Below are 21,850 nucleotides of genomic sequence, written 5' to 3' on the forward strand. Positions count from 1 at the left end.
GCCAGGTCTGTCCCGGTACGGCCCGCAGCGCCACCCCGCTCCAGCGTTCACAGGCCCTCCGCCCGGTCCTCGCCGAGCGCGGTGAGCCGGTCACGGAGCCGGGACGCCTCCGCCGGGCGCAGCCCGGGCACCCGGGCGTCGCTCGCCGCCGCGGCCGTGTGCAACTGCACTGTGGCAAGGTCGAAGGCGCGCTCCAACGGCCCCGCGCTGACGTCGACGAACTGCATCCGCGAATACGGGACGATGGAGAGCCGGCGGACCAGCAGCCCGTGCCGGACCAGCAGGTCGCTGTCTCGTTCGGCGTACCCCCAGGCCCGGACCGCGCGGACGATCGCGACAGCCCGCCACCCGCCGAGCACCAGCACGACGGCGACGGCGAGCCCGAACGACCAGTGGCCGCTCAACGCCCAGCCGACCCCGGTCCCCGCGAGCCCGATGGCGACCACGACCGCCAGCCGGATCAGCTCCACCCAGATCAGGTCGGTGGAGATCGGCTGCCAGTGGACCGTGTCGGGCCAGGGCTCCAGCGGCCCTCGGCCCACCGGGGTGGCCGTCGAGGCTTCGGATCCGGGAGGCGGTGGGGCGCCGGGGGTGCTCACGTGTCGAGCGTAGGCGATCCGGGCACCGCAGTGACGCCACGCAGGAAGCCGCGAGCGTCCAGGAAGTCACCGAGGCTGGTCCGGTGTTCGGCACACGCCAGCCAGGTCTTGCGCCGATCGGCGTTGTGCAACCGGGGATTGTTCCACTCCAGGGCCCAGACAGCGGCGGCCCGACAGCCGCGGGCCGAGCAGACAAGGGCGTCGTCGGCGCTGGAGGGGATGCTCATCCGGGCCAGTCTAGGGTGGCCGCGCGGAAAGTTTGATCGCCGGGCGACCACGGGGGGAGCCGCCCGGCGACGGGGTGAATCGTACACGCGGCAGGCCGGTCCTTGTACACCCTCGTCGGGCGATTCTGCTGCTGGGGGCGGCGCGGCGAAAATCGGCTTCTCCCCACCTCGACACTCAGCAAGGCATGCGAGTCTTGATACCGCACAAGCCGCGACGACCGACAAACGCTGTGGAGGACCGGTGGCCCAGCCGACCATGCCCGACGCCCCGACGCCGAACGGGGCGGCACCGCAGACGCCCGCGGCGGTGACCACACCCGCGCAGGACGCCACCCTGTTGGAGCGGGCGCTGTTCGAGATCAAACGTGTGATCGTCGGGCAGGACCGGATGGTGGAGCGGATGTTCGTCGCGCTGCTCGCTCGCGGTCACTGCCTGCTCGAAGGGGTGCCCGGCGTCGCCAAGACCCTGGCGGTGGAGACCCTCGCCAAGGTCGTCGGCGGGTCCTTCGCCCGGGTGCAGTTCACCCCGGACCTGGTGCCCGCCGACATCATGGGCACCCGCATCTACCGGCAGTCGAGCGAGAAGTTCGACGTCGAGCTGGGCCCCGTCTTCGTCAACTTCCTGCTCGCCGACGAGATCAACCGGGCACCGGCGAAGGTGCAGTCCGCGCTGCTGGAGGTGATGAGCGAGCGGCAGGTGTCCATCGGCGGCGAGAGCCACCGGGTGCCCGACCCGTTCCTGGTGATGGCCACCCAGAACCCGATCGAGCAGGAAGGCGTCTACCCGCTGCCCGAGGCGCAGCGCGACCGGTTCCTCATGAAGATCGTGGTGGGCTACCCGACCGACGCGGAGGAACGCGAGATCGTCTACCGGATGGGTGTGACCGCCCCCGAGCCGACCGCTGTGTTCGACACCCCCGAGCTGATCGCCCTGCAACGCAAGGCGGACCAGGTCTTCGTGCACAACGCCCTCGTCGACTACGCGGTCCGGTTGGTGCTGGCCACCCGCGCCCCCGCCGAGCACGGCATGCCCGACGTCGCCCAACTGATCCAGTACGGGGCCAGCCCACGCGCCTCGCTGGGCCTGGTCCGGGCGACGCGCGCGCTGGCGCTGCTGCGCGGGCGCGACTACGCCCTGCCGCAGGACGTGCAGGACATCGCGCCGGACATCCTGCGGCACCGGCTGGTGCTCAGCTACGACGCGCTCGCCGACGACGTGCCCGCCGACCACATCGTGCACCGGGTGATGTCGACGATTCCCCTGCCGGCGGTCGCGCCCCGGCAGCAGGCCACCCCGTCGTCGACCGTGCCGCCGCCGGGCGCTGGATGGCCCGGGCAGCGGCCGTGACCTCACCCACCCCTCGTCCCGCCCCCGATCGCAGCGAGGCCGTGCTGTCCCGGCTGCAACTGCTCGTCACCCGCAAACTCGACGGCCTGCTCCAGGGCGACTACGCCGGTCTGCTGCCCGGACCGGGCAGCGAGGCGGGCGAATCCCGCGAGTACCGCCCCGGCGACGACGTGCGCCGGATGGACTGGCCGGTCACCGCACGGACCACCACACCCCACGTGCGGCGTACGGTCGCGGACCGGGAACTGGAGACCTGGCTGGCGGTGGACCTCTCCGCCAGCCTGGACTTCGGCACCGGGCAGTGGCTCAAACGGGAGGTGGTGGTGGCCGCCGCGGCCGCCATCACCCACCTGACCGTGCGCGGCGGCAACCGGATCGGCGCGGTGATCGGCACCGGCGGCGGGGTACCCGCACCGGCCCGCCGTTGGCGTGGCTCAGCACCACCGCCGGCCGGGCCCGGGGTGCTCACCCGGCTACCGGCCCGCTCCGGCCGCAAGGAGGCGCAGGGCCTGCTGCGTACCCTCGCCGGCACCGCCATCCAGCCGGGTCGCGGTGACCTGGGCGCCCTGATCGACATGCTCAACCGTCCGCCCCGCCGACGCGGGGTGGCCGTGGTGATCTCGGACTTCCTCGCGCCGGCCGAGCAGTGGGCCCGGCCGATGCGCAAGCTGCGGGTCCGCCACGACGTGCTCGCGATCGAGGTGATCGACCCGCGCGAGCTGGAGTTGCCCGACGTGGGTGTGTTGCCGGTGGTCGACCCGGAGAGCGGCGAGCTGCACGAGGTGCAGACCGCCGATCCACGGCTGCGGCAGCGCTACGCCGACGCCGCGACCGCCCAACGGGCCACCATCGCCGCCGCCCTGCGTGGCGCCGGGGCGGCCCACCTGCGTCTGCGTACCGACCGAGACTGGCTGCTGGACATGGTGCGATTCGTGGCCGCGCAGCGGCACGCGCGTACCCGGGGGACGACACGATGATCCGTTTCATGCAACCGTGGTGGCTGTTGGCGGTGCTGCCGGTGCTCGCACTCGCGGCGTTCTACGTCTGGCGGCAGTTGCACCGCCGGGCGTTCGCGATGCGGTTCACCAATGTGGACCTGCTGCGTACGGTGGCGCCGAAGGGGCTCGGCTGGCGTCGGCACGTCCCGGCTACCGCGTTCCTGCTCTGCCTGCTGGTGCTGGCCACCGCGCTGGCCCGGCCGGCGGTGGACACCCGGGAGCCGTTGGAGCGGGCCACCGTGATGCTCGCCATCGACGTGTCGCTGTCGATGCAGGCCGACGACGTGGCACCGAACCGGCTGGAGGCGGCCCAGGAGGCCGCCAAGCAGTTCGTCGGTGAGCTGCCGAAGAGCTACAACCTGGGTCTCGTGTCGTTCGCCAAGGCGGCGAACGTGCTGGTGCCGCCGGGCAAGGACCGCGACGCGGTGACAAGTGCCATCGACGGTCTGGTGCTGGCCGAGGCGACCGCGACCGGCGAGGCGGTGTTCACCTGCCTGGAGGCGATCCGGTCGGTGCCGGCCGACGGTGCGGCGGGCATCCCGCCGGCACGGATCGTGCTGCTCTCCGACGGGTTCCGCACCTCCGGGCGGGCGGTGGAGGAGGCGGCGGCGGCCGCGCAGGCGGCGAACGTGCCGGTGTCCACCATCGCGTTCGGCACCGACACCGGTCAGGTCGACATCGGCGGGCAGTTGCAGCGGGTGCCGGTGGACCGGTTGGCCCTGGCCGAGCTTGCCGAGACCACCGAGGGCTACTTCTACGAGGCGGCCTCGGTGAGCGAGCTGAAGCAGGTCTACCAGGACATGGGCAGCTCGATCGGCTTCCGGACCGAGCCGCGCGAGGTGACCCAGTGGTACGCCGGGGTGGCGTTGCTGCTGGCGCTCTGCGCCGGCGCGCTCAGCCTGCTGTGGTCGTCGCGGATGCTCTGAGCGGTGGACCGGCGGCGGTCACCGACCGCCGCCGGTCGGCACCAACCTCAGTGGCCGCCGCCGGCGAGCACGAAGACGATTGCCACCCAGACGGCGGCGAGGGTGAAGCCCAGTGGGGCGACGTAGCGGCTCATGGACGGCTCCGGGTGGCGGCTGGACGGTCCGCGTGCGGGGGCGGACCGCAGGGGGTGGGGACGCGCACACGAAGTCGTGACCGGGCGGCTCCCGGCGACCGCCGGCGAACCGGACGGCGCGGCACACACCTCGGCGGGTGCCGAGGGGCGGGGGAGCGGAGCTGGGTCAGCTCACCAGACTGAGTCGTGGCTCAGCGGGGCTGACCATCGGCCCGGCCACGACTGGGAGGATCGCTATCTCGCACAGCGATCACCTCCTGCAAGTCGGGCGGGCCGGAACGTTGATGATCGTACACCTGCGGTGCCGACGCGACGCACTCGGCCGACCGGCCGGCGACCCCTCCACCGCCCGGTTGGCGCCGCGACCGTGGCTGGCCCGTCCGCACGACCGTGACCAGCACCGCGGCGAGCAACGGCAGCCAGCAGAAGCGCGCCAGCACCCAGCCCGGGTCGTCCGGCACGGTGTGCAACCCCGGCAACGCCAGCCCGCCGCGGGCGGTGAGCGCGGTCACCCCCACCAGCACCGGCTGGTGGCACAGATAGATCCGGAACGCGCAACGGTTCACCTCGGCCACCGCCCGGCCCGGCAACGGCCGAACCAGCAGCCGTTCCAGCGCCGGCCGGGCGAGCAGCCCCAGCCCGACCTGGGTCACCGCCAGCGCCACGGCCAGCAGCGACGGCGGGTTCAGGTTGGACACCCCGGCCCCGGGCACGCCGACCGCGCTCACCGGATAGCCCACGGCCAGCAACGCGGTGAGCGCGACCACCCCGCCGGCCGCGAGCGTGCCCGCCGCCCGTCGGCCGGCCAACCGCCCGTCGGCGTGCGCCACGCCCAACAGGTACGGCACCGACCAGGCCGCCACCACGCTTACCGGCGGCAGGTGGCTGCCGGCCGGCAGCAGCCGCACCGCCAGGTCCGCCGCGGCGACCACGACCACCGCCGGTACGACGCAACGGCCCAACCCCCAGCGGCGTACGGCGGTGCGCAGCGCTCCGGTCACCGCGATCAGGAACACCAGAGGCAGCAGGAACCACAACGGACTGATCGCGAGCCGCAGCGCGACGGTCAGCGTGTCGTCCGGGGTGCCGGCGACGGTGGCGGCGAGCAGCACGGCCGCACCCACCCCCAGCAGCGCCACCGTCGGCAGCAGCAACCGGCGCAGCCGACCGGCCAACCAGCCACCCGGACCGCCACGGTGGCCGGCGAGCGACCGGGCCGAGCCGAAGCCGGCGGTGAAGAAGAACAGCCCGAGCGTCTGCAACACCCAGGTCACCGGGGCCAGAGCGGGCAACGCGGTGAGCGGGCTGGCCTGGTGCAGCCCGCCGTCGCCGGTCAGCACCAACCCGGTGACCAGCCAGTGCCCCAGCACCACCCCGCCGATGGCGTACGCCCGCAGCGCGTCGACGGTACGGTCCCGGCTCACCGCGCGTCCCCGACCCGGTCGGCGTCGACACCGTCCCGCACGACGGCCGCCACCGCGACGAGCGTGGCGCTGCCCGGGGCGAGATAGCCGTCGTGCCCCTCCACCCCGTCCACCGGCAGGCCGCGGGCGCCGAACGCCGGGTCGCCGGGGCGGCGGCCGAAGCCGAGGCCGAGCAGTCGCACCGGCGGAACCCGCCGGATCCAGTCGGTGGTCGCCTCCGCCGCCCAGAACCGCCGCCCGCCGGGCAGGTCGCCGGCGCGCTGCACTCCCGCGCCGACGCCGCCGAGACTCACCACGTCGGTGACCTGGGCCGGGGCGTCCGCCGCCGCCAGGGACACCACGAGCGCCCCGTAGCTGTGCCCGACCAACGTGATCGTCGCCGCCGGACGGCGCGCGGCCAGTTCCCGCAGCAGCCCGGCCAACGCGGCCGCGCCGCGCCGGGCGCTGAGACCACCGGCGGCCGTCACCACCCCGTCGGGCGGGTCGTAGCCGAGCCAGGCCAGCACCGCGACCCGCGCCGACGGCTCGCTCGCCCGCAACTCCCGGTAGAGCTGCCCGGCCTGCACCGCCGGCGCCCGGCGGGCCACCCCGCCCAACCCCCTGTCGAAGTCGGCCAGGGTGCTGCCCACCCCCGGCACCAGCACCGCGATCCGGTCCGCGTCGGCCAGGTCGCCGAGCACCTCGACCGCGCGGCCGTCGCCACGCCTGTCGAACGACAGGAACCGACGCCCGTCGGCCACCCAGTCCGCGTACGGCGGGCCCGCCGCGCGCATCGCCGCCGCCGTGACCGGGTACGCCTCCACGAACCCGGTCGCCGCGACCGGATCCGCTCGATTCGGCAGGACCAGGTTCACGCCGAGCAGCGTGGCCACCGCCACTCGGCTGGCACCTCGTCGTCGCATCTCGTTCTCCCTCCGGAATGTCGTCCGGAGGCACAGTGCGCGGGTGGGCGGTGCGCGGTCGTCGTCCCGGGGAGCCGTCTGCGGGGTGGCTCCCGGGGGCTACTCGCCGGCGGCCACCAGACCCGTCTCGTACGCCAGCACCACGGCCTGGGCCCGGTCGCGCAGCCCCAGCTTCGCCAGGATCCGCCCGACGTGCGTCTTCACCGTCTGCTCGGCGACCACCAGGTCGCCAGCGATCTCCGCGTTGTTGCGACCCCGGGCGATCAACCGCAGCACCTCGGTCTCCCGGGGGGTGAGCCCGGCCAGGTCGGTGGGGCGGGGCCGGCGGCGGTCCGGGCGGGCCGCGAACTCGGCGATCAACCGGCGGGTGACCGCCGGCGCGAGCAGCGCGTCCCCGGCCGCCACCACCCGCACCGCCTGCACCAGATCGGCCGCCGGGGCGTCCTTGAGCAGGAAACCGCTGGCCCCGGCACGCAGCGCCTCGTACACGTAGTCGTCGAGGTCGAAGGTGGTGAGGATGAGCACCCGGGGCCGCTGCGCCGACCGGTCGCCGAGCAGCTTGCGGGTGGCGGCCAGACCGTCCATGACCGGCATCCGCACGTCCATCAGCACCACGTCCGGGTCGAGCCGGCGGGCGGCGGCGACGGCCTGCGCGCCGTCGGCGGCGTCCCCCACGACCAGCAGGTCCGGTTGGGCGGCGAGCAGCGCGCCGAAGCCCTGTCGGACCATCGCCTGGTCGTCGGCGATCAGCACCTTGATCACGCGTCCCCGCCCTCCGGCTCGTACGGCAACTCGGCCGCCACCGCGTAACCCCCGTCGGGCAGCGGCCCGGCGGTGAACGTACCGCCCAGCGAGGTGGCCCGCTCCCGCATGCCGGTCAGGCCATGCCCGGCCCCGGCCTCGGTGGCCGGGGCGCGCACGTCGTCGGGTGGCGCGTTGCACACCCGTACCGTGAGGGTGGACCCCTCGGCGCGGACGGTGACGCGCACCGCGGCCCCGGCCGCGTGCCGGGCCGCGTTGGCCAGGCCTTCCTGCACGATGCGGAACGCGGCCAGCCCGACCGGCGCGGGCACCCGCCCGTCGTCCACCGTGGCGGCGTCGAGGGTGACCGGCAGGCCGGCCCGGCAGGCCGTGTCCACCATCGCGCCCAGGTCACCCAGGTCCGGCTGCGGGGCGGTCTGCGGACCGGTCGACTCGCTGCGCAGCACCCCCAGCAGTCGCCGCATGTCGGTGAGCGCGTCGCGGGCCGAGGCGGCGATCGCCACGAACTCGGCGGCTGCCGGCGCCGGCACGTCGGTCAACCGGTACGGCGCGGTCTCCGCCTGCACCGCGATCAGCGACATGTGGTGCGCCACCACGTCGTGCAGCTCACGCGCGATCCGGGTGCGTTCCTCAAGGACCGCGCGGCGCTCCTGCTCCCGCTCGCTCAGCTCGGTCTGCGCGGCAAGCGCCCGTCGGGACAGCTGGTTGCGCCGGATCAGGTCACCGACGATCGCCAGTGCGCCGAGCAGCAGCAGGACCGGGACCTGGTTCGCGGGGTTCACCAGGGTGAGCACCGGCACCGTGGTGATCGCCACCACCCAGAGCAGCACCGGCCGGTCGACCCGCGCGACGACCACCGCGACCACCGCGACCGACCCGAGTGCCAGCGGCGGAGTCCACGGCCAGGACCGGACGGCCGGCGCGTTGAACGTGCAGATCAGCAGGGCCAGCACGGTCAGCCGCCAGGCCAGCAGCGGACGCCGGGGCAGCGCCAGCAGCGGCGCCACGGTCATCGCCGCGAACAGCACCGCGACCGGCATCGGTAGGCCCCACCCGCTCTCCACGTTCAGCGTGATCAGGAAGAGGCCGAGCACGGCGAGCAGCCCGACGGGGGCGGCGTACGGGGCCAGCGTGGGCCAACGGGTCAGCAGCGGCCGTTCGACCGGGGCGTCCGGGCCCAGCAGGGTCTGCCGCAACGCCCGCAGGGCCACGACGATCGGTTGCCGGTTCACCACCGGGAGGCTACGGGCCGACCCCGTCACGGGGCGTGCCACCAGGGGTTGATCCCGGTGTCGTACCTCAGTGTGACGCGACTCCCGTTAGCGCTTACCTGCCGGTAACGCCTAGGCTCCGACGCGTCCGTGCTGACCATTCGCAAGGGGGAACAGTGGCCCGTACCGTGCTGGTGACCGGGGGTAACCGGGGGATCGGCCTGGCCATCGCGCAGGCCTTCGCCAAGCAGGGCGACCGGGTCGCGGTCACCCACCGCAGCGGCGACGCGCCCGAGGGCCTGTTCGGCGTCCGCGCCGACGTCACCGACGCCGCCTCGATCGACGCCGCGTTCACCGCCGTCGAGGCCGAGCTGGGGCCGGTCGAGGTGCTTGTCGCGAACGCCGGCATGACCGCCGACACGCTGCTGCTGCGGATGACCGAGGAGCAGTTCACCGGGGTGTTGGACACCAACCTCACAGGTGCGTTCCGGGTCGCCAAGCGGGCCTCCGGCAAGATGCTCCGCGCCAAGTGGGGCCGCATGATCTTCATCTCCTCGGTGGTCGGCCTCGCCGGCGGTGCCGGGCAGGTCAACTACGCCGCCAGCAAGGCCGGTCTGGTCGGCGTGGCCCGCTCGATCACCCGGGAGCTGGGCAGCCGCAACATCACGGCCAACGTGGTGGCGCCCGGCTTCATCGACACCGACATGACGGCCAGCCTGCCCGAGGACCGCAAGGCGGAGATCCGCAAGTCCATCCCGGCCGGCCGGATGGCCAGCCCGGACGAGGTCGCCGGGGTGGTCACCTGGCTGGCCTCCGACAGCGCCGGGTACGTCTCCGGCGCCGTGATCCCGGTCGACGGCGGCCTCGGCATGGGCCACTGACCTTATTCAACTACGGAGGAAATCTGCGATGTCCGGACTGCTCGCCGGTAAGCGGCTGCTCGTCACCGGTGTCATCACCGACGCCTCGATCGCCTTCTCGGTGGCGAAGCTCGCCCAGGAGAACGGCGCGCAGGTCGTGCTCACCGGCTACGGCCGGCTCTCCCTTGTCGAGCGGATCGCCAAGCGGCTGCCCGAGCCGGCCCCGGTCATCGAGGTGGACGTCACGAACCCCGACCACCTGGCCAGCCTCGCCGACCGGGTGCGCGAGCACGTCGACGGCCTCGACGGCATCGTGCACTCGATCGGCTTCGCGCCGCAGAGCTGCCTGGGCGGCGGCTTCCTCGACGCCCCCTGGGAGGACGTGGCGACCGCGCTGCACGTCTCCACCTTCTCGTACAAGTCGCTGGCCATGGCGGCGCTGCCGCTGATGTCCCCCGGCGGCGCGGTGGTCGGCCTGACCTTCGACGCGACCGTGGCGTGGCCGGTCTACGACTGGATGGGCGTGGCCAAGGCCGGTCTGGAGTCGGCGTCCCGCTACCTCGCGATGCACCTCGGCAAGCAGGGCATCCGCAGCAACCTGGTCGCCGCCGGGCCGCTGCGCACCATCGCCGCGAAGTCCATCCCCGGCTTCGACGAGTTCGAGGACGCCTGGTCCGAGCGGGCCCCGCTGGGCTGGAACCTCAGCGACCAGGTGCCCGCCGCCAAGGCCTGCCTGGCGCTGCTGTCCGACTGGTTCCCGGCCACCACCGGCGAGATCGTCCACGTCGACGGCGGCTACCACGCCATCGGCTCCTGACGTTCCCCCGACGACGCCCCCGACCGCCGCCGACGTGACAGACACGGCCGGAGCAGGGGGCGTCGCCGGGTGGTCCCGGCCGACCGGCAAGAATGACCCCATGTCGTACGACGCGGTGGTGCTGGTGTCCTTCGGCGGGCCGGAGCGGCCCGAGGACGTGATGCCGTTCCTGCAGAACGTGACCCGGGGTCGAGGCGTGCCGCCCGAGCGGCTGGCCGAGGTCGCCGAGCACTACCAGCACTTCGGCGGGGTTTCCCCGATCAACAGGCAGAACCGCGAGCTGCTGGCCGCGATCCGCGCCGACTTCGCCGCGCACGGCCTCGACCTGCCCGTCTACTGGGGAAACCGCAACTGGGACCCGATGCTCGCCGACACCGTCACCCAGATGCGCGACGACGGGGTCACCCGGGCACTGGCCTTCGTCACCAGCGCGTACGGCGGCTACTCGTCCTGCCGGCAGTACCAGGAGGACATCGCCGCCGCGCGGGCCGCGGTCGGCCCCGACGCCCCGGTGATCGAGAAGCTGCGCCAGTTCTGGGACCATCCCGGCTTCGTCGAGCCGCACATCGACGCGGTCCGGGCGGCCCTGAGCCACCTCGACCCGGCGAAGCGGGACACCACCCGGCTGGTCTTCACCGCCCACTCCATCCCCACCTCGATGGCGGCGAACGCCGGCCCGCACGGCGGCCGGTACGAGGCGCAACTGCACGAGACCGCCCGGCTCGTGGCCGCGGCCGCCGCCCCCGACCTCGCGTACGACCTGGTCTGGCAGAGCCGCTCCGGCCCACCGCAGATGCCGTGGCTGGAGCCGGACATCAACGACCACCTGACCACCCTCGCGCAGGGCGGCACCACGGCGGTGGTGGTCAGCCCGATCGGGTTCGTCTCCGATCACCTGGAGGTCGTCTGGGACCTGGACACCGAGGCGCTGGAGACGGCCAAGCAGCTCGGCCTGGACTTCGTCCGGGCCGACACCCCGGGCACCGACCCGCGCTTCGTGACGATGGTGCGGGAGCTGGTCACCGAGCGGACCGACCCGGACGGCGCGCAGCTACGCCGTCGCCTGGGCGAGCTGCCGATGTGGGACACCTGCCCGACCGTCTGCTGCGTACCGACCCGCCGTCCGACGCCTGCTGGGGGCACCGATGCATGACCGCAAGCCCGTACAGAGTTGGCTGACCGACATGGACGGTGTGCTGGTGCACGAGGGCCAGCCGGTGCCCGGGGCACCGGAGTTCATCAACCGGATGCGTGCCTCCGGCAAGCCGTTCCTCGTGTTGACGAACAACTCGATCTACACCCCGCGTGACCTGACGGCCCGCCTGAGCCGGATGGGGCTGGACGTGCCGGAGGAGTCGATCTGGTCGTCCGCGCTGGCCACCGGCCAGTTCCTCGCCGACCAGCGGCCGGGCGGCACCGCGTACGTCATCGGTGAGGCCGGGCTGACCACGGCGCTGCACGCGGTCGGGTACGTGCTCACCGACTTCGCGCCGGACTACGTGGTGCTCGGCGAGACCCGCACCTACAGCTTCGAGGCGATCACCAAGGCGGTCCGCCTGATCAACGACGGGGCGCGGTTCATCTGCACCAACCCCGACGTGACCGGCCCGTCCGTGGAGGGTGCGCTGCCGGCCGCCGGCTCGGTCGCCGCGATGATCTCCAAGGCGACAGGGGTGGAGCCGTACTTCGTCGGCAAGCCCAACCCGATGATGATGCGCTCGGCGCTCAACACGATAAACGCGCACTCGGAGAGCACCGCGATGATCGGCGACCGGATGGACACCGACATCCTCTGCGGCCTGGAGGCCGGGTTGGAGACGATCCTGGTGCTCACCGGGATCAGCAGCCGTACCGAGGCGGAGCGTTACCCGTACCGCCCGTCCCGGATCATCAACTCGGTCGCGGACCTGCTCGACGAGATCTGACGCTGGCGGCCTGGGCTCGGTGCCGGCGGCGGAACGCCACGAACGCCCAGCCGAGGAACACCACCTCGATGGCGGCGAGAACCCAGCCAACTGCGGTCTCGACCACGGGTGCCTCCAGTCAGGGGCGCAGGGGGGCGTTGCAGGCGGCCACCAGAGCCTGGCGGCAGGCCGTGGTGAGGGGGCGCAGTGCCGCGTCGCGTTGCTGGGCCTCGTAGTTGTTGATCGCGCCGCCGGGCGCGGCGTGCCCGGCCAACGCGAGCACCCGGTCGAGCACCGCGGCGCGGGCGAAGAGCCGGCGGGCTCGCGGGTCGAAGCCCGGTGGCAGATCGGTGGCGCCGTCCGGGCGGCGCAGCGCGGCCAGCGCACCGGCCAACTCGGGCCGCCACTGGGCCACGTCGAGCCGGGTCAGCGCGGCTGTCGTCTCGGCAAGCGCGGCGGCCAACTCGGCCTCCGCCTCGGCGGCGCCGGGCAACGAGAGTGACGCGGCTGGCGCGTTGGCCGGCAGCGGGTAGACCCGCCACAGCACCGTCTCGAAGCAGTCGCCGGAGCCGGAGGTGTGCGAGCGGACCTCCGGGATCAGGCCGAGCCCGCCGGCCACCACCGCCTCGCCCGTGACCAGCGCCGCGCCGGCGAAGTCGCCGGGGCCGGGCAGCCCCCGGGGGTCGCCGGGCGCGGGCAGCACCAGGCGGATGTCGTCCGGGGAGAGCTTTGCCAGGGTGGGCAACGCGGCGCCCAGCGGGACGTCGGTCCAGGTGCCGGGGGCGTCCGCGACGAGGTGCTCCTCGTCGCCGGCGATGGCGTCGGCGACCTCGTCGTACGGCACCAACCCGGCGCGCCACGCGCGCACCCAGGCAACGAACCGGCTCGACCGGCGCGGCGTGAGTGTGGCCGCGCCCGTTGCGGGGGTGGACATGCCGAAAGGGTACGTGGTCCCGACCGGCCCTGTCTCGACTGCCGCTCCGGTCGCCCGGCCTGCCCCGGACTGCCCTGTTCGCCCCATCTTCGCCTGCGGCACGGTCCCGGCGGGGGCCTCCTGACCGCTAGCGCCGCCGCAAGCCAGCGATGACCAGTCCGACCATGAGGCGCGCGTCGTAGTCGGGGCTGTCGGCGCCGATGCAGAGGTTGCCGATGCCGTGCATCAGGACGAGGGCGTCCATGTCGGGAATGATCTCGCCCGCCGTGCTGGCGGCATCGAGCAGTTCGGCGCAGACGGGGACGAGCCGGTCGAGGAAGTAGGCGTGCAGCGTCTGGAAGGCGGCATCGTCGGACCGCATCGCCTCGGCCAGGCCGTGCTTGGTGACCAGGAAGTCGACGAAGAGGTGGATCCAGCTCGCCAGGGCGGCGTGCGGTGTGGCGCTCGTGGTCAGTAGCGCCGGGCCGGCCTCGGCGCATGCCTCGACCTGGTGTCGATACACAGCGACGATCAGGTCGGCCCGTGTCGGAAAGTGGCGGTAGATCGTCCCGACGCCGACGCCCGCCCTGGCGGCGATGTCGCGCACCGGCGCATTGACTCCGGAGGCGACGAATGCCGCGGCGGCCGCCTCCAGTAGCGCCGTCTCGTTGCGTCGCGAATCAGCCCGCTGCTTGCGCGGGGCACCCGACTGCGTGTCGGTCACCGTTGCCTCCGTCACATCCCTTGGAAAACGGAACCGTGTTCCGTATGTTTTAACGGAACCAGGTTCCACATACGCAGCATGCCAGAACGGCAGGCCATTCCCAACTCACGGAGGAACGATCATGCACGCGATGCCAGCGCCCACCCCGGTCGTCTCGGTTCATCCCATCACGGTGCCGACCCCGGATCGCGGCGACGATCTGCAGGTACGGGTCTCCGCACCCACGACCGGCCACGAGCTGCCCGTCATCGTCTTCTCGCACGGCTTCGGCGGTTCGGCCACCCTCTACGGTCCGCTTGTCGACTTCTGGGCCTCGCACGGCTTCGTCGTCATCCAGCCCACCCACCTCGACTCACGGCGACTGAACCTTGCGCCCGACGACGCCCGGACACCGCTGATCTGGCGAATCCGGGTGGACGACCTGAAGCGGACCCTCGACCAGCTCGACCTGCTGGAGTCGGCCGTCCCCGGCCTCGCTGGACGCCTCGACCGCACCCGAATCGCCGTGGCCGGTCACTCCTGGGGTGCCCAGACGGCGAGCACCCTGCTGGGGGCCCGGGTCCTCGACGCCGACGGGAACCCCGGAGAGGACATGTCCGACCCACGGATCAAGGCAGGCGTCCTGCTGGCTGTGACCGGCCGGGGCGGAGGCGATCTCTCCCCGTTCGCGGCCGAGCACTTCCCCTTCATGAGCCCGAGCTTCGCGGACATGAACACTCCGGCCCTCGTCGTCGCGGGCGACCGGGACGACTCCCCGTTGTCGGTCCGCGGGCCGGACTGGTTCACCGACGCGTACCACCTGAGCCCGGGGAGCAAGAGCCTGCTCACGCTTCTCGGAGCGGAGCACTCGCTCGGCGGCATCTCCGACTACGAGGCCAAGGAGACGACTGACGAAAGCCCCGAGAGGGTGGCTCTGCTCCAGCGGCTCACCTGGGCCTACCTTCGCGACGCCCTCGGCCTCAAGGACTCCGTCTGGCCGGCACCGGTCGAGAGCACCCTGGCCCGCCTCGAAACCACTCCCTGATCGACGAACTGGTGAGGTGACGTGCGGCGGTGTGTCGGGGCGCGGGGTGCTGGCGGGGGAGCTAGCGTGATCGACATGGCGGGGCGATACGGCGAGGACGTGTTGGCGGGGGACTGGCGGCGGCGGAAGGTCACCCCCGAGGTGGACGCCGAACCGGATCTCGTGGTCGAGGATGCCGACTCCGGGTTCTGCGGAGCGGTGGTGGGCTTCGAGGCCGGCGCTGTCGTGCTGGAGGACCGGCACGGCCGACGGCGCAACTTCCCGCTGCTGCCGGCGGCGTTCCTGCTCGACGGCCGCCCGGTGACGCTGCGCCGCCCCACCCGCGCGCCGGTGCCGGCGGCCCGTCGACGCACCGCGTCCGGTTCGGTGGCGGTGGACAACGTCCGCGCCCAGGTGGCGAAGGCGAGCCGGATCTGGGTGGAGGGCATCCACGACGCCGCCCTGGTCGAGCGGATCTGGGGCGACGACCTGCGGATCGAGGGTGTCGTCGTGGAGCCGCTGGACGGCATCGACGCCCTCGACGTCGACGTCCGCGACTTCGGCCCCGGCCCGACCCGACGCCTCGGCGTGCTCGTCGACCACCTCGTGCCGGGCAGCAAGGAGAGCCGATTCGTCGCCCGGGTGAACTCGCCGTACGTGCTGGTGACCGGCCACCCGTACGTGGACGTCTGGCAGGCGGTGAAGCCGGCGGCGCTGGGCATCGCGGCGTGGCCGGTGGTGCCACCGGGGCAGCCGTGGAAGGAGGGGGTCTGCGCGGCCCTCGGGGTGGCCGAGCCGGCGGCGATGTGGCGGCACATCCTCTCCCGGGTGGACAGCTTCGCCGACGTGGAGACGCCCCTGATCAACGCGATGGAACGCCTGATCGACTTCGTCACCGAACCAACCTGATCCGCCCCGCCCCGCCCCCGCCTTGGCTCGCCCCCGCCCCCGCCTTGACTCGCCGCCGCCTCGCCCCGTCCCGCTGCCACCCCGCCGCCCGACTTAGTTGATCGACTCGGTTTTCCTGAAGTCGGGGTGTCGGATCGTCCGGGACACCCCGACTTCCGAAAAACCGAGTCGATCATGCGTGGAGCGGCTGGCCTCGGGCGCAGGTGCCGGGTGGAGGCCGCCGCAGCGGCTCCCGCCGGGCAGCGCGCCGTGGGCATCCCTCAGTCCGCGGCGCGCGCCCGCAAGATCCGCGCAGTTTCCCCGATATTGCTGCCTCCGCACGCGACGAGACAGCAATATCGGGGATGTTGCGCGGATCTTGGACGGGGAGCGCGGGGGTCGCGTTGACGACGCGCGGATCTTGGACGGGGGAGCGCGGGGGTCGCGTTGACGACGCGCGGATCTTGGACGGGACGGTGCTGGTTGGGGGCGGTGCTGGTCGGGGCGGTGCTGATCTCAGGGTTCCTGGTCGGGGGTGCGGGTGTAGACGAAGGTGGCGATGTCAAGCGCGACCGCCCGGCCCTGCTCGTCGCGGCGCACGGTGAGGATCTCGCCGTCCTGCCCGCCGGCCCGGCCCCGCCAGCGATCCGGACCCTCGGCGACGAAGCGGAGGGTCGGCGCGCCGACCGGGCCGGCGTGCAGGTCGCCGGCGGCGTCCGCGTACACCTCGATCGTGGTGCCCATCCACCACCAGCGGCCGGTCAGCTCCGCCAGTTCGGCGGGCGGCGGGGCGGCGGCCGGCCGCCATGGGGTGACCGGCGTGGGTTCGGCGTCCAGCACCAGGGTGAGCAGCTGTCGTCCGAGCGCGCCGAGGTGCACGTTGCGCAGGGTGTACGCGTTGACCAGGCCGACCACGGCGGTGCGGGTGGGTCGGTGCACGGCCAGCGAGGCCCCGTAGCCGGGCATCGAGCCGCCGTGGCCGACGTACACCCGGTTGCCCTCCCGGAAGAGTTCCAGCCCGAGGCCGTGCCCGTGGGTCCAGGACTCCAGGTCGCTGATCACGACGGGGGAGCACATCTCGGTAAGCGTCTCGGCGGCCAGCACCGACGGGTCGGGGTCGGCCAGGAACGCGGCCCACCGCCCGAGGTCCTCGATCGTCGACCAGAGCTGCCCGGCGGGGGCCATCGCACCGGTGTCGGTACGCGGCTCCTCGCGCAGCGTGTCGTGCCAGGGGTGGACGACGTAGCCACGGGCGAACGGTTCGGTGGCCGCGTACGTGGTGCGGCGCAGGCCCAGCGGGGCGAGGATCCGCTCGCCGAGCAGGTCGGCCCAGGGTGTTCCGGTGAGCCGTTCGAGGACTCCGCCGAGCAGCCCGTACGCCAGGTTGGAGTAGTGGTAGGTGGCGTGCGGCGGATAGGCGATCTTGTCGGGGGTGACCCCGGTCAGCAGGGTGGTCAGGTCTACCCCCGCGGTCCGCTCCCACCACTCGCCCTCGGGCTCGCGCTGGATGCCGCTCGCGTGGCCGAGGAGTTGGCGCAGGGTGAGCGCGCCGACGCTGGTGCCGGGGAGGTGCTTCTCCAGCGGGTCGTCGACGGCGAGACGGCCGGCGTCGCGCAGTTGCATGATCAGGGTCGCGGTCATCGTCTTGCTGATCGAGCCCAGCCGGTACTGCAGGTCGGCGTCCGGGCGGGGGTGCTCGCCGGCGGTGGCCAGGTGGACCAGCGCGCCGTCGCGGACCACGCCCAGCACCAGCGACGGGGCGTGCCCGTCGAGCTGCGCCTGGGCGACCTGGGCGTCGATCCGTCGGGCGGTCTCGGGCAGCAGGGTCAACGGGATCTCCTCGGGTCGGGCCGCCGGATCATTGCCGAAATGGGCGTCGCCGAGCGTACTGATCTTCGTGGGGAGGCCGCGCGTGCATTTGCGTGTCACGATCGTGGTGTGGACGCCGTGGTGTGGATCGTATTGGGTGTGCTGCTGGCCGTCGCCGAGATCTTCACGACGACGCTATTTCTGATCATGTTCTCGGCTGGCGCGTTCGCCGCTGGCGGTGCCGCCGCTCTGGGCGCGCCGGTAGCGGTGCAGGCGCTGGTCTTCGCTGTGGTGTCGGCGCTGAGTCTGGTGGTGGCCCGGCCGGCCCTCCGGCGGCACCAGCGCTCGTCGCTGGAGAGCGGCGAGCAGCCGTTCGGTCTGGAGGCGATCGAGGGTGCCACGGCGCTGGTTCTGGAGCGGGTCGACGCGGACCACGGTCTCGTCAAGATCGACGGTGAACTGTGGAGTGCCCGCTCGTACGACACGACGCAGACGTTCGATCCCGGTAAACGGGTGCGGGTGATCAAAGTCCGGGGCGCGACCGCCCTGGTGTGGCAGGACGATATTTCTTCCGCCGGCGAGTTGCCGGAAGCGAGAGGGTGAACGGGATGACCTTAATCGGGGTGCTGGTGATCGCGGTGGCGTTGATCGCCGTGATAACGCTGGCCAAGGCGGTGCGGATCGTGCCGCAGCAGCGCCAGGACGTGGTGGAACGGCTCGGCAAGTACAAGCGCACCCTCAGCCCCGGCCTCAACCTGCTGGTGCCGTTCATCGACGCGGTGCGTACGAAGGTCGACATGCGGGAGCAGGTGGTCAGCTTCCCGCCGCAGCCGGTGATCACCTCGGACAACCTCGTGGTCTCGATCGACACCGTCCTCTACTTCAAGGTGGTCGACTCGGTCCGGGCGACCTACGAGATCTCCAGCTTCCTCCAGGCCATCGAGCAGCTCACGGTCACCACGTTGCGTAACGTGATCGGCTCGCTGGACCTGGAGCGGGCGTTGACCAGCCGGGACGAGATCAACCGGCACCTCTCCGGGGTGCTGGACGAGACCACCGGCCGGTGGGGCATCAAGGTGACCCGGGTCGAGATCAAGGCGATCGAGCCGCCGGCCAGCATCCGTGACTCGATGGAGAAGCAGATGCGCGCCGAGCGGGATCGTCGCGCGGCGATCCTCACCGCCGAGGGCCACAAGCAGTCGGTGATCCTCACCGCCGAGGGTGACAAGCAGTCGGCGGTGCTGCGGGCCGACGGTGACCGGCAGGCGCGGATCCTGCAGGCCGAGGGTCAGGCGAAGGCGATCCGGACGGTCTTCGACGCGATCCACCAGGCGAACCCGAGCCAGAAGGTGCTCGCCTACCAGTACCTGCAGGCCCTGCCGCAGATCGCCCAGGGCAGCGCCAACAAGGTCTGGATCATCCCGGCCGAGCTGACCAAGGCCCTGGAGGGGATGGGCGGCGCGCTCGGTGGGCTGAGCCAGATGGTGGGGGACCTTCCCTCGCCGGAGGCGGCAGACCACGCGAGCCAGGTGGAGCGCGAGGCCGCGGAGGCGGCGCAGGCCGCGGCGGACGCCGCCCAGCAGATCCACGACGAGGTACGCGTCGCCGAGGCGCAGGCCACCGGCGGCAGCAAGCCGCAGGGGCTGCCCGCGCCGGAACCGGTGTCCCCGGCCAGCCTGACCGAGGACCCGGCCGACCAGCGCGAGCGCGGCTGATCCAGCGCGCCGGCCGCCCGGCCGGCTAAATACGAGAAAGACTCATGGGGCGCTCCGACGCCTGCCACGATCGGTCCTAGGACGGGTGGTGACCAGGCAATCGGGGCGCCCCGGCGCGTCTCGCACCACTCGTGGACAAGCGAGGTGACGCATGAAGGATCCGGCGAATCGGATGTGGTCCTCGGCCCCGGTGCCCGGCGCGCACGACCCGCTCGCCCCACTGGGATCCCGCAGCACCGGTGGCGGGTTCGGCGTGCTGCCGTTCGTCGGCGAGCCGACCCCGGGTGCCCCGGCCACGAACGCCAGCTGGGCCTGGTCGGTGCGCCGGTTCGCGCGTGCTGCCGTGTGGCTGCTGCCCGCGTACGCCATCCTCTACGGCGCGGTGGCGATGGCCAGTGACGGCGGGGTGGGCAACGACCCCTACCCGGCCGACGGCCAGGCGGTGTACCTGATCGGTTGGGTGGCCGCGGTCTGGCTCGGCCTGCTCGCGCTGCTGGCCCTCACCGGGCTGCTGGCGGCGACCCGCAGCCGCCGGGTGGCAGCCGCCGGGCTGCTGGTGAGCATCGCCGGCACCGTACTGATGCTGCCCTTCGCCGGGCTCGCCGAGCAGACGCCCGTCTTCGGGACCACCGCGCGGTCGCTGGTCCTGCTCGGCGCGACCTTCTACAGCGTGGGCTGGTTCCTCACCGGGTGGGCGGTGGCGCGCTCGGGCACCTTCAGCCTCGGCGACGGCGTCATGCTGATCATCGCCGCGCCCCTGCTCGGCCTCGGCGGTGCGCTGATCGGTTCGCTCCAGACGTTCGGTGCGATCTTCGTGCTGATCGCCGGCATCGGCATCGGCTACCGCTCCGGCCGCCTGATGCCCCGGGAAACCGCCCGCGACGCGGCCAGCGCCAGCCTCTCCACTCCGGTCCCGCCACCCACTGCCCCCGGGGGCCCCATTTCCGCCGCCTGATCCGTTCGGCGGAAACCGGCCACGGCCGTCCGGCGACGGCGTCCGGCGACGGTTCACCGGGTACGACGAAAAGACGTTGTCCGTCGAACTGCGCATCGACGGAAATGGTCGTCCCCCGAACTGTCGGATCCTTGACCTCTGCGCCGGCTGGTGCGGTCCGCCGGCTGCCGTTGTCGACGTCGTCACCATCCCCGTCGATAGCGGCGAGGTGACGGACGGGATCGCGGCGGACGGCGAGTCCAACCGGGTGCCGCCGCACACGACGACGCGCCGTCGCAGGTGAAAGCGCATCTCGGCGGTCCGGGTGACGCCACGGCAGTGGTCGAACATATGTCCAATCGCCGCGACACTTACTCCGCCGGGCGGGGATCTACCCGCACTCCAGGCGTGTGACCCGGGAAAGCACACAGCCCATGCCGCCCCATCCCAACGGCGTGGGACGGGTCCGTTTGGTCATTGTCGGCGGACGCAACGTGGAGGTGATCCGTCGACGGACCATGCCACCATTGGTGCTCAATTCCCCGGCGATGTCGACATTCATGGAGCAATATCGTGGCTGCGCTTCCCCGATTGACCGTGCTGCTCTGCGATAGTGATAACGCCGCTGCGGGGCGGCTCTACGATGAACTGACCACCAGCCCACTGGTGGAGCGGGTGGTCGCGGTCGAGAGCCTCGCCGACGCCGCCCGCGAGGCGGCAGTGGGCACATTCGACGTGATCGTCGTCGATCCGCTCAGCACCGATCTGGCGCAGGCCGGCCGATTCGTCCTCACCCAGACGGGCGAGGGGGCCGCCGCGGTGCTCTATGTCGATCTGGCTCAGGTGGAGAAGCAGGCGGTGACGTTCTACCACGGAGATCGGGGCCGCCTTCGCGATGCCTTCACGCTCGACAAGCGGACCCCGCCCGGAATGCTGGCGGCGGAGGCCGACGTGGTCCTGACCAACTGCCAGGCGTTCCGGCTGCTCGCCACCAGCAAATCCCGGGCGGACCGGCTCATCGACGAGGTGCGTGACCGGGCGACAAGCAGCGGCGACAACGAATTGGAACAGCTCGTCGACGACGTCGATCAGGTACGCATTCTGGAGCACGTCCGGCCCGACCCGGGCCTGGTCCGGCCGAAGGTCGCCAGCAACACCGTTTTCCTGTCGTACCGGTTCAAGGAGGAAGACGGGTACGTCCGGGGCCTCAGTGGATTGTTGGAGGACCACGGTTTCACCGTGATCACCGGTCGGGCCGCGGACGGGTACGTCGGAATGGCGGTACTGAACCGGATTCGCGAGTGCGAGTTCTTCGTCTCGTTAATGACGCGCGCCCGGCAGTTCGCCGAACCCGGAGAGAAGTTCGCGACCAGCGCCTGGCTGATCGAAGAGAAAGGTGCCGCCCTCGCCTTCAGCAAGTACATGGTGCTGCTGGTGGAGGAGGGGGTGGACGACATCGGCGGGCTGCACGGCGACTGGCAGCGGCACCAGTTCACCGCGCCGACGTTCACCACGGCGGCCCGCGCCGCCGTGCAGCAGTTGCGCAACCGCAGCGCCAGCGCGGACTGAGCCGGCCCGAGACGATATTTACGCTCGGGTGACGGGAGATAGCCGTTCGGTCGGATAACGCAGTCTGATGGCCGGTGGTGGTGGGCCTTTATGTCTGCTAGTCCTAGCAAAGGAGGTGCGGTGCTTGCAGATCGTGAAACAACCAGGCGGCAAACGAGCCATTGTCCTGCGTCATTGCCCTAC

At 72.3% G+C, this 21,850-nt stretch carries 22 protein-coding genes; 13 read left to right on the forward strand and 9 right to left on the reverse strand.

What is annotated here, in order from left to right; genetic code table 11:
- Positions 1 to 47: 47 nt before the first annotated feature.
- A complete protein-coding gene (locus tag AB0F61_RS05935; protein WP_357804103.1) occupies positions 48 to 542 on the reverse strand; it encodes a PH domain-containing protein in 495 nt (164 codons plus the stop codon).
- Positions 543 to 595: 53 nt separating this feature from the next.
- Positions 596 to 826, reverse strand: a complete 231-nt coding sequence (locus AB0F61_RS05940; protein WP_357803719.1) for a hypothetical protein — start codon at positions 824 to 826, stop codon at positions 596 to 598.
- Between the two features lie 241 nt (positions 827 to 1,067).
- Here AB0F61_RS05940 and AB0F61_RS05945 point away from each other — a divergent pair, with 241 nt between their 5' ends.
- From AB0F61_RS05945 to AB0F61_RS05955, 3 genes are read left to right on the forward strand one after another with little or no spacing between them, the layout of a single operon-like run.
- Positions 1,068 to 2,174 (forward strand): MoxR family ATPase, encoded by a 1,107-nt coding sequence (locus AB0F61_RS05945; protein WP_357803720.1) that lies wholly within the window; start codon positions 1,068 to 1,070, stop codon positions 2,172 to 2,174.
- The gene (locus AB0F61_RS05950) at positions 2,153 to 3,151 is read left to right on the forward strand and encodes a DUF58 domain-containing protein (RefSeq protein ID WP_357803722.1); all 999 of its coding nucleotides are present in this window, start codon (positions 2,153 to 2,155) and stop codon (positions 3,149 to 3,151) included. The genes AB0F61_RS05945 and AB0F61_RS05950 overlap by 22 nt, the downstream gene beginning before the upstream one ends.
- Positions 3,148 to 4,098, forward strand: a complete 951-nt coding sequence (locus AB0F61_RS05955; protein ID WP_357803724.1) for a VWA domain-containing protein — start codon at positions 3,148 to 3,150, stop codon at positions 4,096 to 4,098. Before AB0F61_RS05950 ends, AB0F61_RS05955 begins: the two co-directional genes overlap by 4 nt.
- A 325-nt stretch (positions 4,099 to 4,423) precedes the next feature.
- Here AB0F61_RS05955 and AB0F61_RS05960 read toward each other — a convergent pair whose 3' ends face one another.
- The 4 genes from AB0F61_RS05960 to AB0F61_RS05975 all read right to left on the reverse strand — a co-directional run bounded on the left by AB0F61_RS05960 (position 4,424) and on the right by AB0F61_RS05975 (position 8,552).
- Positions 4,424 to 5,656 carry an acyltransferase gene (locus AB0F61_RS05960; protein ID WP_357803726.1) on the reverse strand — a complete coding sequence of 411 codons (1,233 nt, stop codon included), beginning with the start codon at positions 5,654 to 5,656 and terminating at the stop codon, positions 4,424 to 4,426.
- The gene (locus AB0F61_RS05965) at positions 5,653 to 6,558 is read right to left on the reverse strand and encodes an alpha/beta hydrolase (RefSeq protein ID WP_357803727.1); all 906 of its coding nucleotides are present in this window, start codon (positions 6,556 to 6,558) and stop codon (positions 5,653 to 5,655) included. The genes AB0F61_RS05960 and AB0F61_RS05965 overlap by 4 nt, the downstream gene beginning before the upstream one ends.
- A 99-nt stretch (positions 6,559 to 6,657) precedes the next feature.
- A complete protein-coding gene (locus AB0F61_RS05970) occupies positions 6,658 to 7,320 on the reverse strand; it encodes a response regulator transcription factor (protein WP_357803729.1) in 663 nt (220 codons plus the stop codon).
- The gene (locus tag AB0F61_RS05975; RefSeq protein ID WP_357803730.1) at positions 7,317 to 8,552 is read right to left on the reverse strand and encodes a histidine kinase; all 1,236 of its coding nucleotides are present in this window, start codon (positions 8,550 to 8,552) and stop codon (positions 7,317 to 7,319) included. The genes AB0F61_RS05970 and AB0F61_RS05975 overlap by 4 nt, the downstream gene beginning before the upstream one ends.
- A gap of 155 nt (positions 8,553 to 8,707) precedes the next feature.
- On the opposite strand from AB0F61_RS05975, the gene fabG reads away from it, so the two are divergent.
- The 4 genes from fabG (at position 8,708) to AB0F61_RS05995 (ending at position 12,133) form a co-directional block, all read left to right on the forward strand.
- The gene (gene fabG / locus AB0F61_RS05980) at positions 8,708 to 9,412 is read left to right on the forward strand and encodes a 3-oxoacyl-ACP reductase FabG (protein ID WP_357803732.1); all 705 of its coding nucleotides are present in this window, start codon (positions 8,708 to 8,710) and stop codon (positions 9,410 to 9,412) included.
- A 28-nt stretch (positions 9,413 to 9,440) separates the two neighbouring features.
- A complete protein-coding gene (gene fabI / locus AB0F61_RS05985) occupies positions 9,441 to 10,208 on the forward strand; it encodes an enoyl-ACP reductase FabI (RefSeq protein ID WP_357803734.1) in 768 nt (255 codons plus the stop codon).
- 100 nt (positions 10,209 to 10,308) lie between these two features.
- Positions 10,309 to 11,361: a ferrochelatase gene (locus tag AB0F61_RS05990; protein ID WP_357803736.1), complete on the forward strand. Its 1,053-nt coding sequence runs from the start codon at positions 10,309 to 10,311 to the stop codon at positions 11,359 to 11,361.
- Positions 11,354 to 12,133 (forward strand): HAD-IIA family hydrolase, encoded by a 780-nt coding sequence (locus AB0F61_RS05995; protein WP_091403868.1) that lies wholly within the window; start codon positions 11,354 to 11,356, stop codon positions 12,131 to 12,133. Before AB0F61_RS05990 ends, AB0F61_RS05995 begins: the two co-directional genes overlap by 8 nt.
- A gap of 118 nt (positions 12,134 to 12,251) precedes the next feature.
- Here the strand turns inward: AB0F61_RS05995 and AB0F61_RS06000 are convergent, their stop codons facing one another.
- Positions 12,252 to 13,046, reverse strand: a complete 795-nt coding sequence (locus AB0F61_RS06000) for a hypothetical protein (RefSeq protein ID WP_357248653.1) — start codon at positions 13,044 to 13,046, stop codon at positions 12,252 to 12,254.
- A gap of 127 nt (positions 13,047 to 13,173) precedes the next feature.
- The gene (locus tag AB0F61_RS06005; RefSeq protein WP_357803738.1) at positions 13,174 to 13,749 is read right to left on the reverse strand and encodes a TetR/AcrR family transcriptional regulator; all 576 of its coding nucleotides are present in this window, start codon (positions 13,747 to 13,749) and stop codon (positions 13,174 to 13,176) included.
- A 121-nt stretch (positions 13,750 to 13,870) separates the two neighbouring features.
- Between AB0F61_RS06005 and AB0F61_RS06010 the strand changes: the two genes are divergently transcribed.
- Both AB0F61_RS06010 and AB0F61_RS06015 read left to right on the forward strand, forming a co-directional pair.
- Positions 13,871 to 14,773 (forward strand): chlorophyllase, encoded by a 903-nt coding sequence (locus tag AB0F61_RS06010; RefSeq protein ID WP_357803740.1) that lies wholly within the window; start codon positions 13,871 to 13,873, stop codon positions 14,771 to 14,773.
- A 75-nt stretch (positions 14,774 to 14,848) separates the two neighbouring features.
- Positions 14,849 to 15,661 (forward strand): DUF3097 domain-containing protein, encoded by an 813-nt coding sequence (locus AB0F61_RS06015; RefSeq protein WP_357803742.1) that lies wholly within the window; start codon positions 14,849 to 14,851, stop codon positions 15,659 to 15,661.
- A 495-nt stretch (positions 15,662 to 16,156) separates the two neighbouring features.
- On the opposite strand, the gene AB0F61_RS06020 is transcribed toward AB0F61_RS06015, so the two are convergent.
- Positions 16,157 to 17,470, reverse strand: coding sequence for a serine hydrolase domain-containing protein (locus AB0F61_RS06020; protein WP_357804106.1), 1,314 nt, complete (start codon positions 17,468 to 17,470; stop codon positions 16,157 to 16,159).
- A gap of 108 nt (positions 17,471 to 17,578) precedes the next feature.
- On the opposite strand from AB0F61_RS06020, the gene AB0F61_RS06025 reads away from it, so the two are divergent.
- The 4 genes from AB0F61_RS06025 (at position 17,579) to AB0F61_RS06040 (ending at position 21,667) form a co-directional block, all read left to right on the forward strand.
- Positions 17,579 to 18,052: an NfeD family protein gene (locus AB0F61_RS06025; RefSeq protein ID WP_357803744.1), complete on the forward strand. Its 474-nt coding sequence runs from the start codon at positions 17,579 to 17,581 to the stop codon at positions 18,050 to 18,052.
- 5 nt (positions 18,053 to 18,057) lie between these two features.
- A complete protein-coding gene (locus AB0F61_RS06030) occupies positions 18,058 to 19,164 on the forward strand; it encodes an SPFH domain-containing protein (RefSeq protein ID WP_357803746.1) in 1,107 nt (368 codons plus the stop codon).
- A gap of 151 nt (positions 19,165 to 19,315) precedes the next feature.
- Positions 19,316 to 20,119, forward strand: a complete 804-nt coding sequence (locus AB0F61_RS06035) for a hypothetical protein (protein ID WP_357803748.1) — start codon at positions 19,316 to 19,318, stop codon at positions 20,117 to 20,119.
- A 552-nt stretch (positions 20,120 to 20,671) separates the two neighbouring features.
- Positions 20,672 to 21,667: a hypothetical protein gene (locus AB0F61_RS06040; protein ID WP_357803750.1), complete on the forward strand. Its 996-nt coding sequence runs from the start codon at positions 20,672 to 20,674 to the stop codon at positions 21,665 to 21,667.
- Positions 21,668 to 21,850: the final 183 nt, after the last annotated feature.

This window comes from Micromonospora sp. NPDC023888, from assembly GCF_040639415.1.
GTDB lineage: Bacteria > Actinomycetota > Actinomycetes > Mycobacteriales > Micromonosporaceae > Micromonospora.

Bases quoted from the DNA above. Each gene is read 5' to 3' on its own strand.
- AB0F61_RS05940 (WP_357803719.1), bottom strand. From the start codon at position 826: ATGAGCATCCCCTCCAGCGCCGACGACGCCCTTGTCTGCTCGGCCCGC.
- AB0F61_RS05950 (WP_357803722.1), top strand. From the start codon at position 2,153: ATGGCCCGGGCAGCGGCCGTGACCTCACCCACCCCTCGTCCCGCCCCC.
- AB0F61_RS05955 (WP_357803724.1), top strand. From the start codon at position 3,148: ATGATCCGTTTCATGCAACCGTGGTGGCTGTTGGCGGTGCTGCCGGTG.
- AB0F61_RS05965 (WP_357803727.1), bottom strand. From the start codon at position 6,558: ATGCGACGACGAGGTGCCAGCCGAGTGGCGGTGGCCACGCTGCTCGGC.
- fabI (WP_357803734.1), top strand. From the start codon at position 9,441: ATGTCCGGACTGCTCGCCGGTAAGCGGCTGCTCGTCACCGGTGTCATC.
- AB0F61_RS05990 (WP_357803736.1), top strand. From the start codon at position 10,309: ATGTCGTACGACGCGGTGGTGCTGGTGTCCTTCGGCGGGCCGGAGCGG.
- AB0F61_RS05995 (WP_091403868.1), top strand. From the start codon at position 11,354: ATGCATGACCGCAAGCCCGTACAGAGTTGGCTGACCGACATGGACGGT.
- AB0F61_RS06000 (WP_357248653.1), bottom strand. From the start codon at position 13,046: ATGTCCACCCCCGCAACGGGCGCGGCCACACTCACGCCGCGCCGGTCG.
- AB0F61_RS06010 (WP_357803740.1), top strand. From the start codon at position 13,871: ATGCACGCGATGCCAGCGCCCACCCCGGTCGTCTCGGTTCATCCCATC.
- AB0F61_RS06015 (WP_357803742.1), top strand. From the start codon at position 14,849: ATGGCGGGGCGATACGGCGAGGACGTGTTGGCGGGGGACTGGCGGCGG.
- AB0F61_RS06030 (WP_357803746.1), top strand. From the start codon at position 18,058: ATGACCTTAATCGGGGTGCTGGTGATCGCGGTGGCGTTGATCGCCGTG.
- AB0F61_RS06035 (WP_357803748.1), top strand. From the start codon at position 19,316: ATGAAGGATCCGGCGAATCGGATGTGGTCCTCGGCCCCGGTGCCCGGC.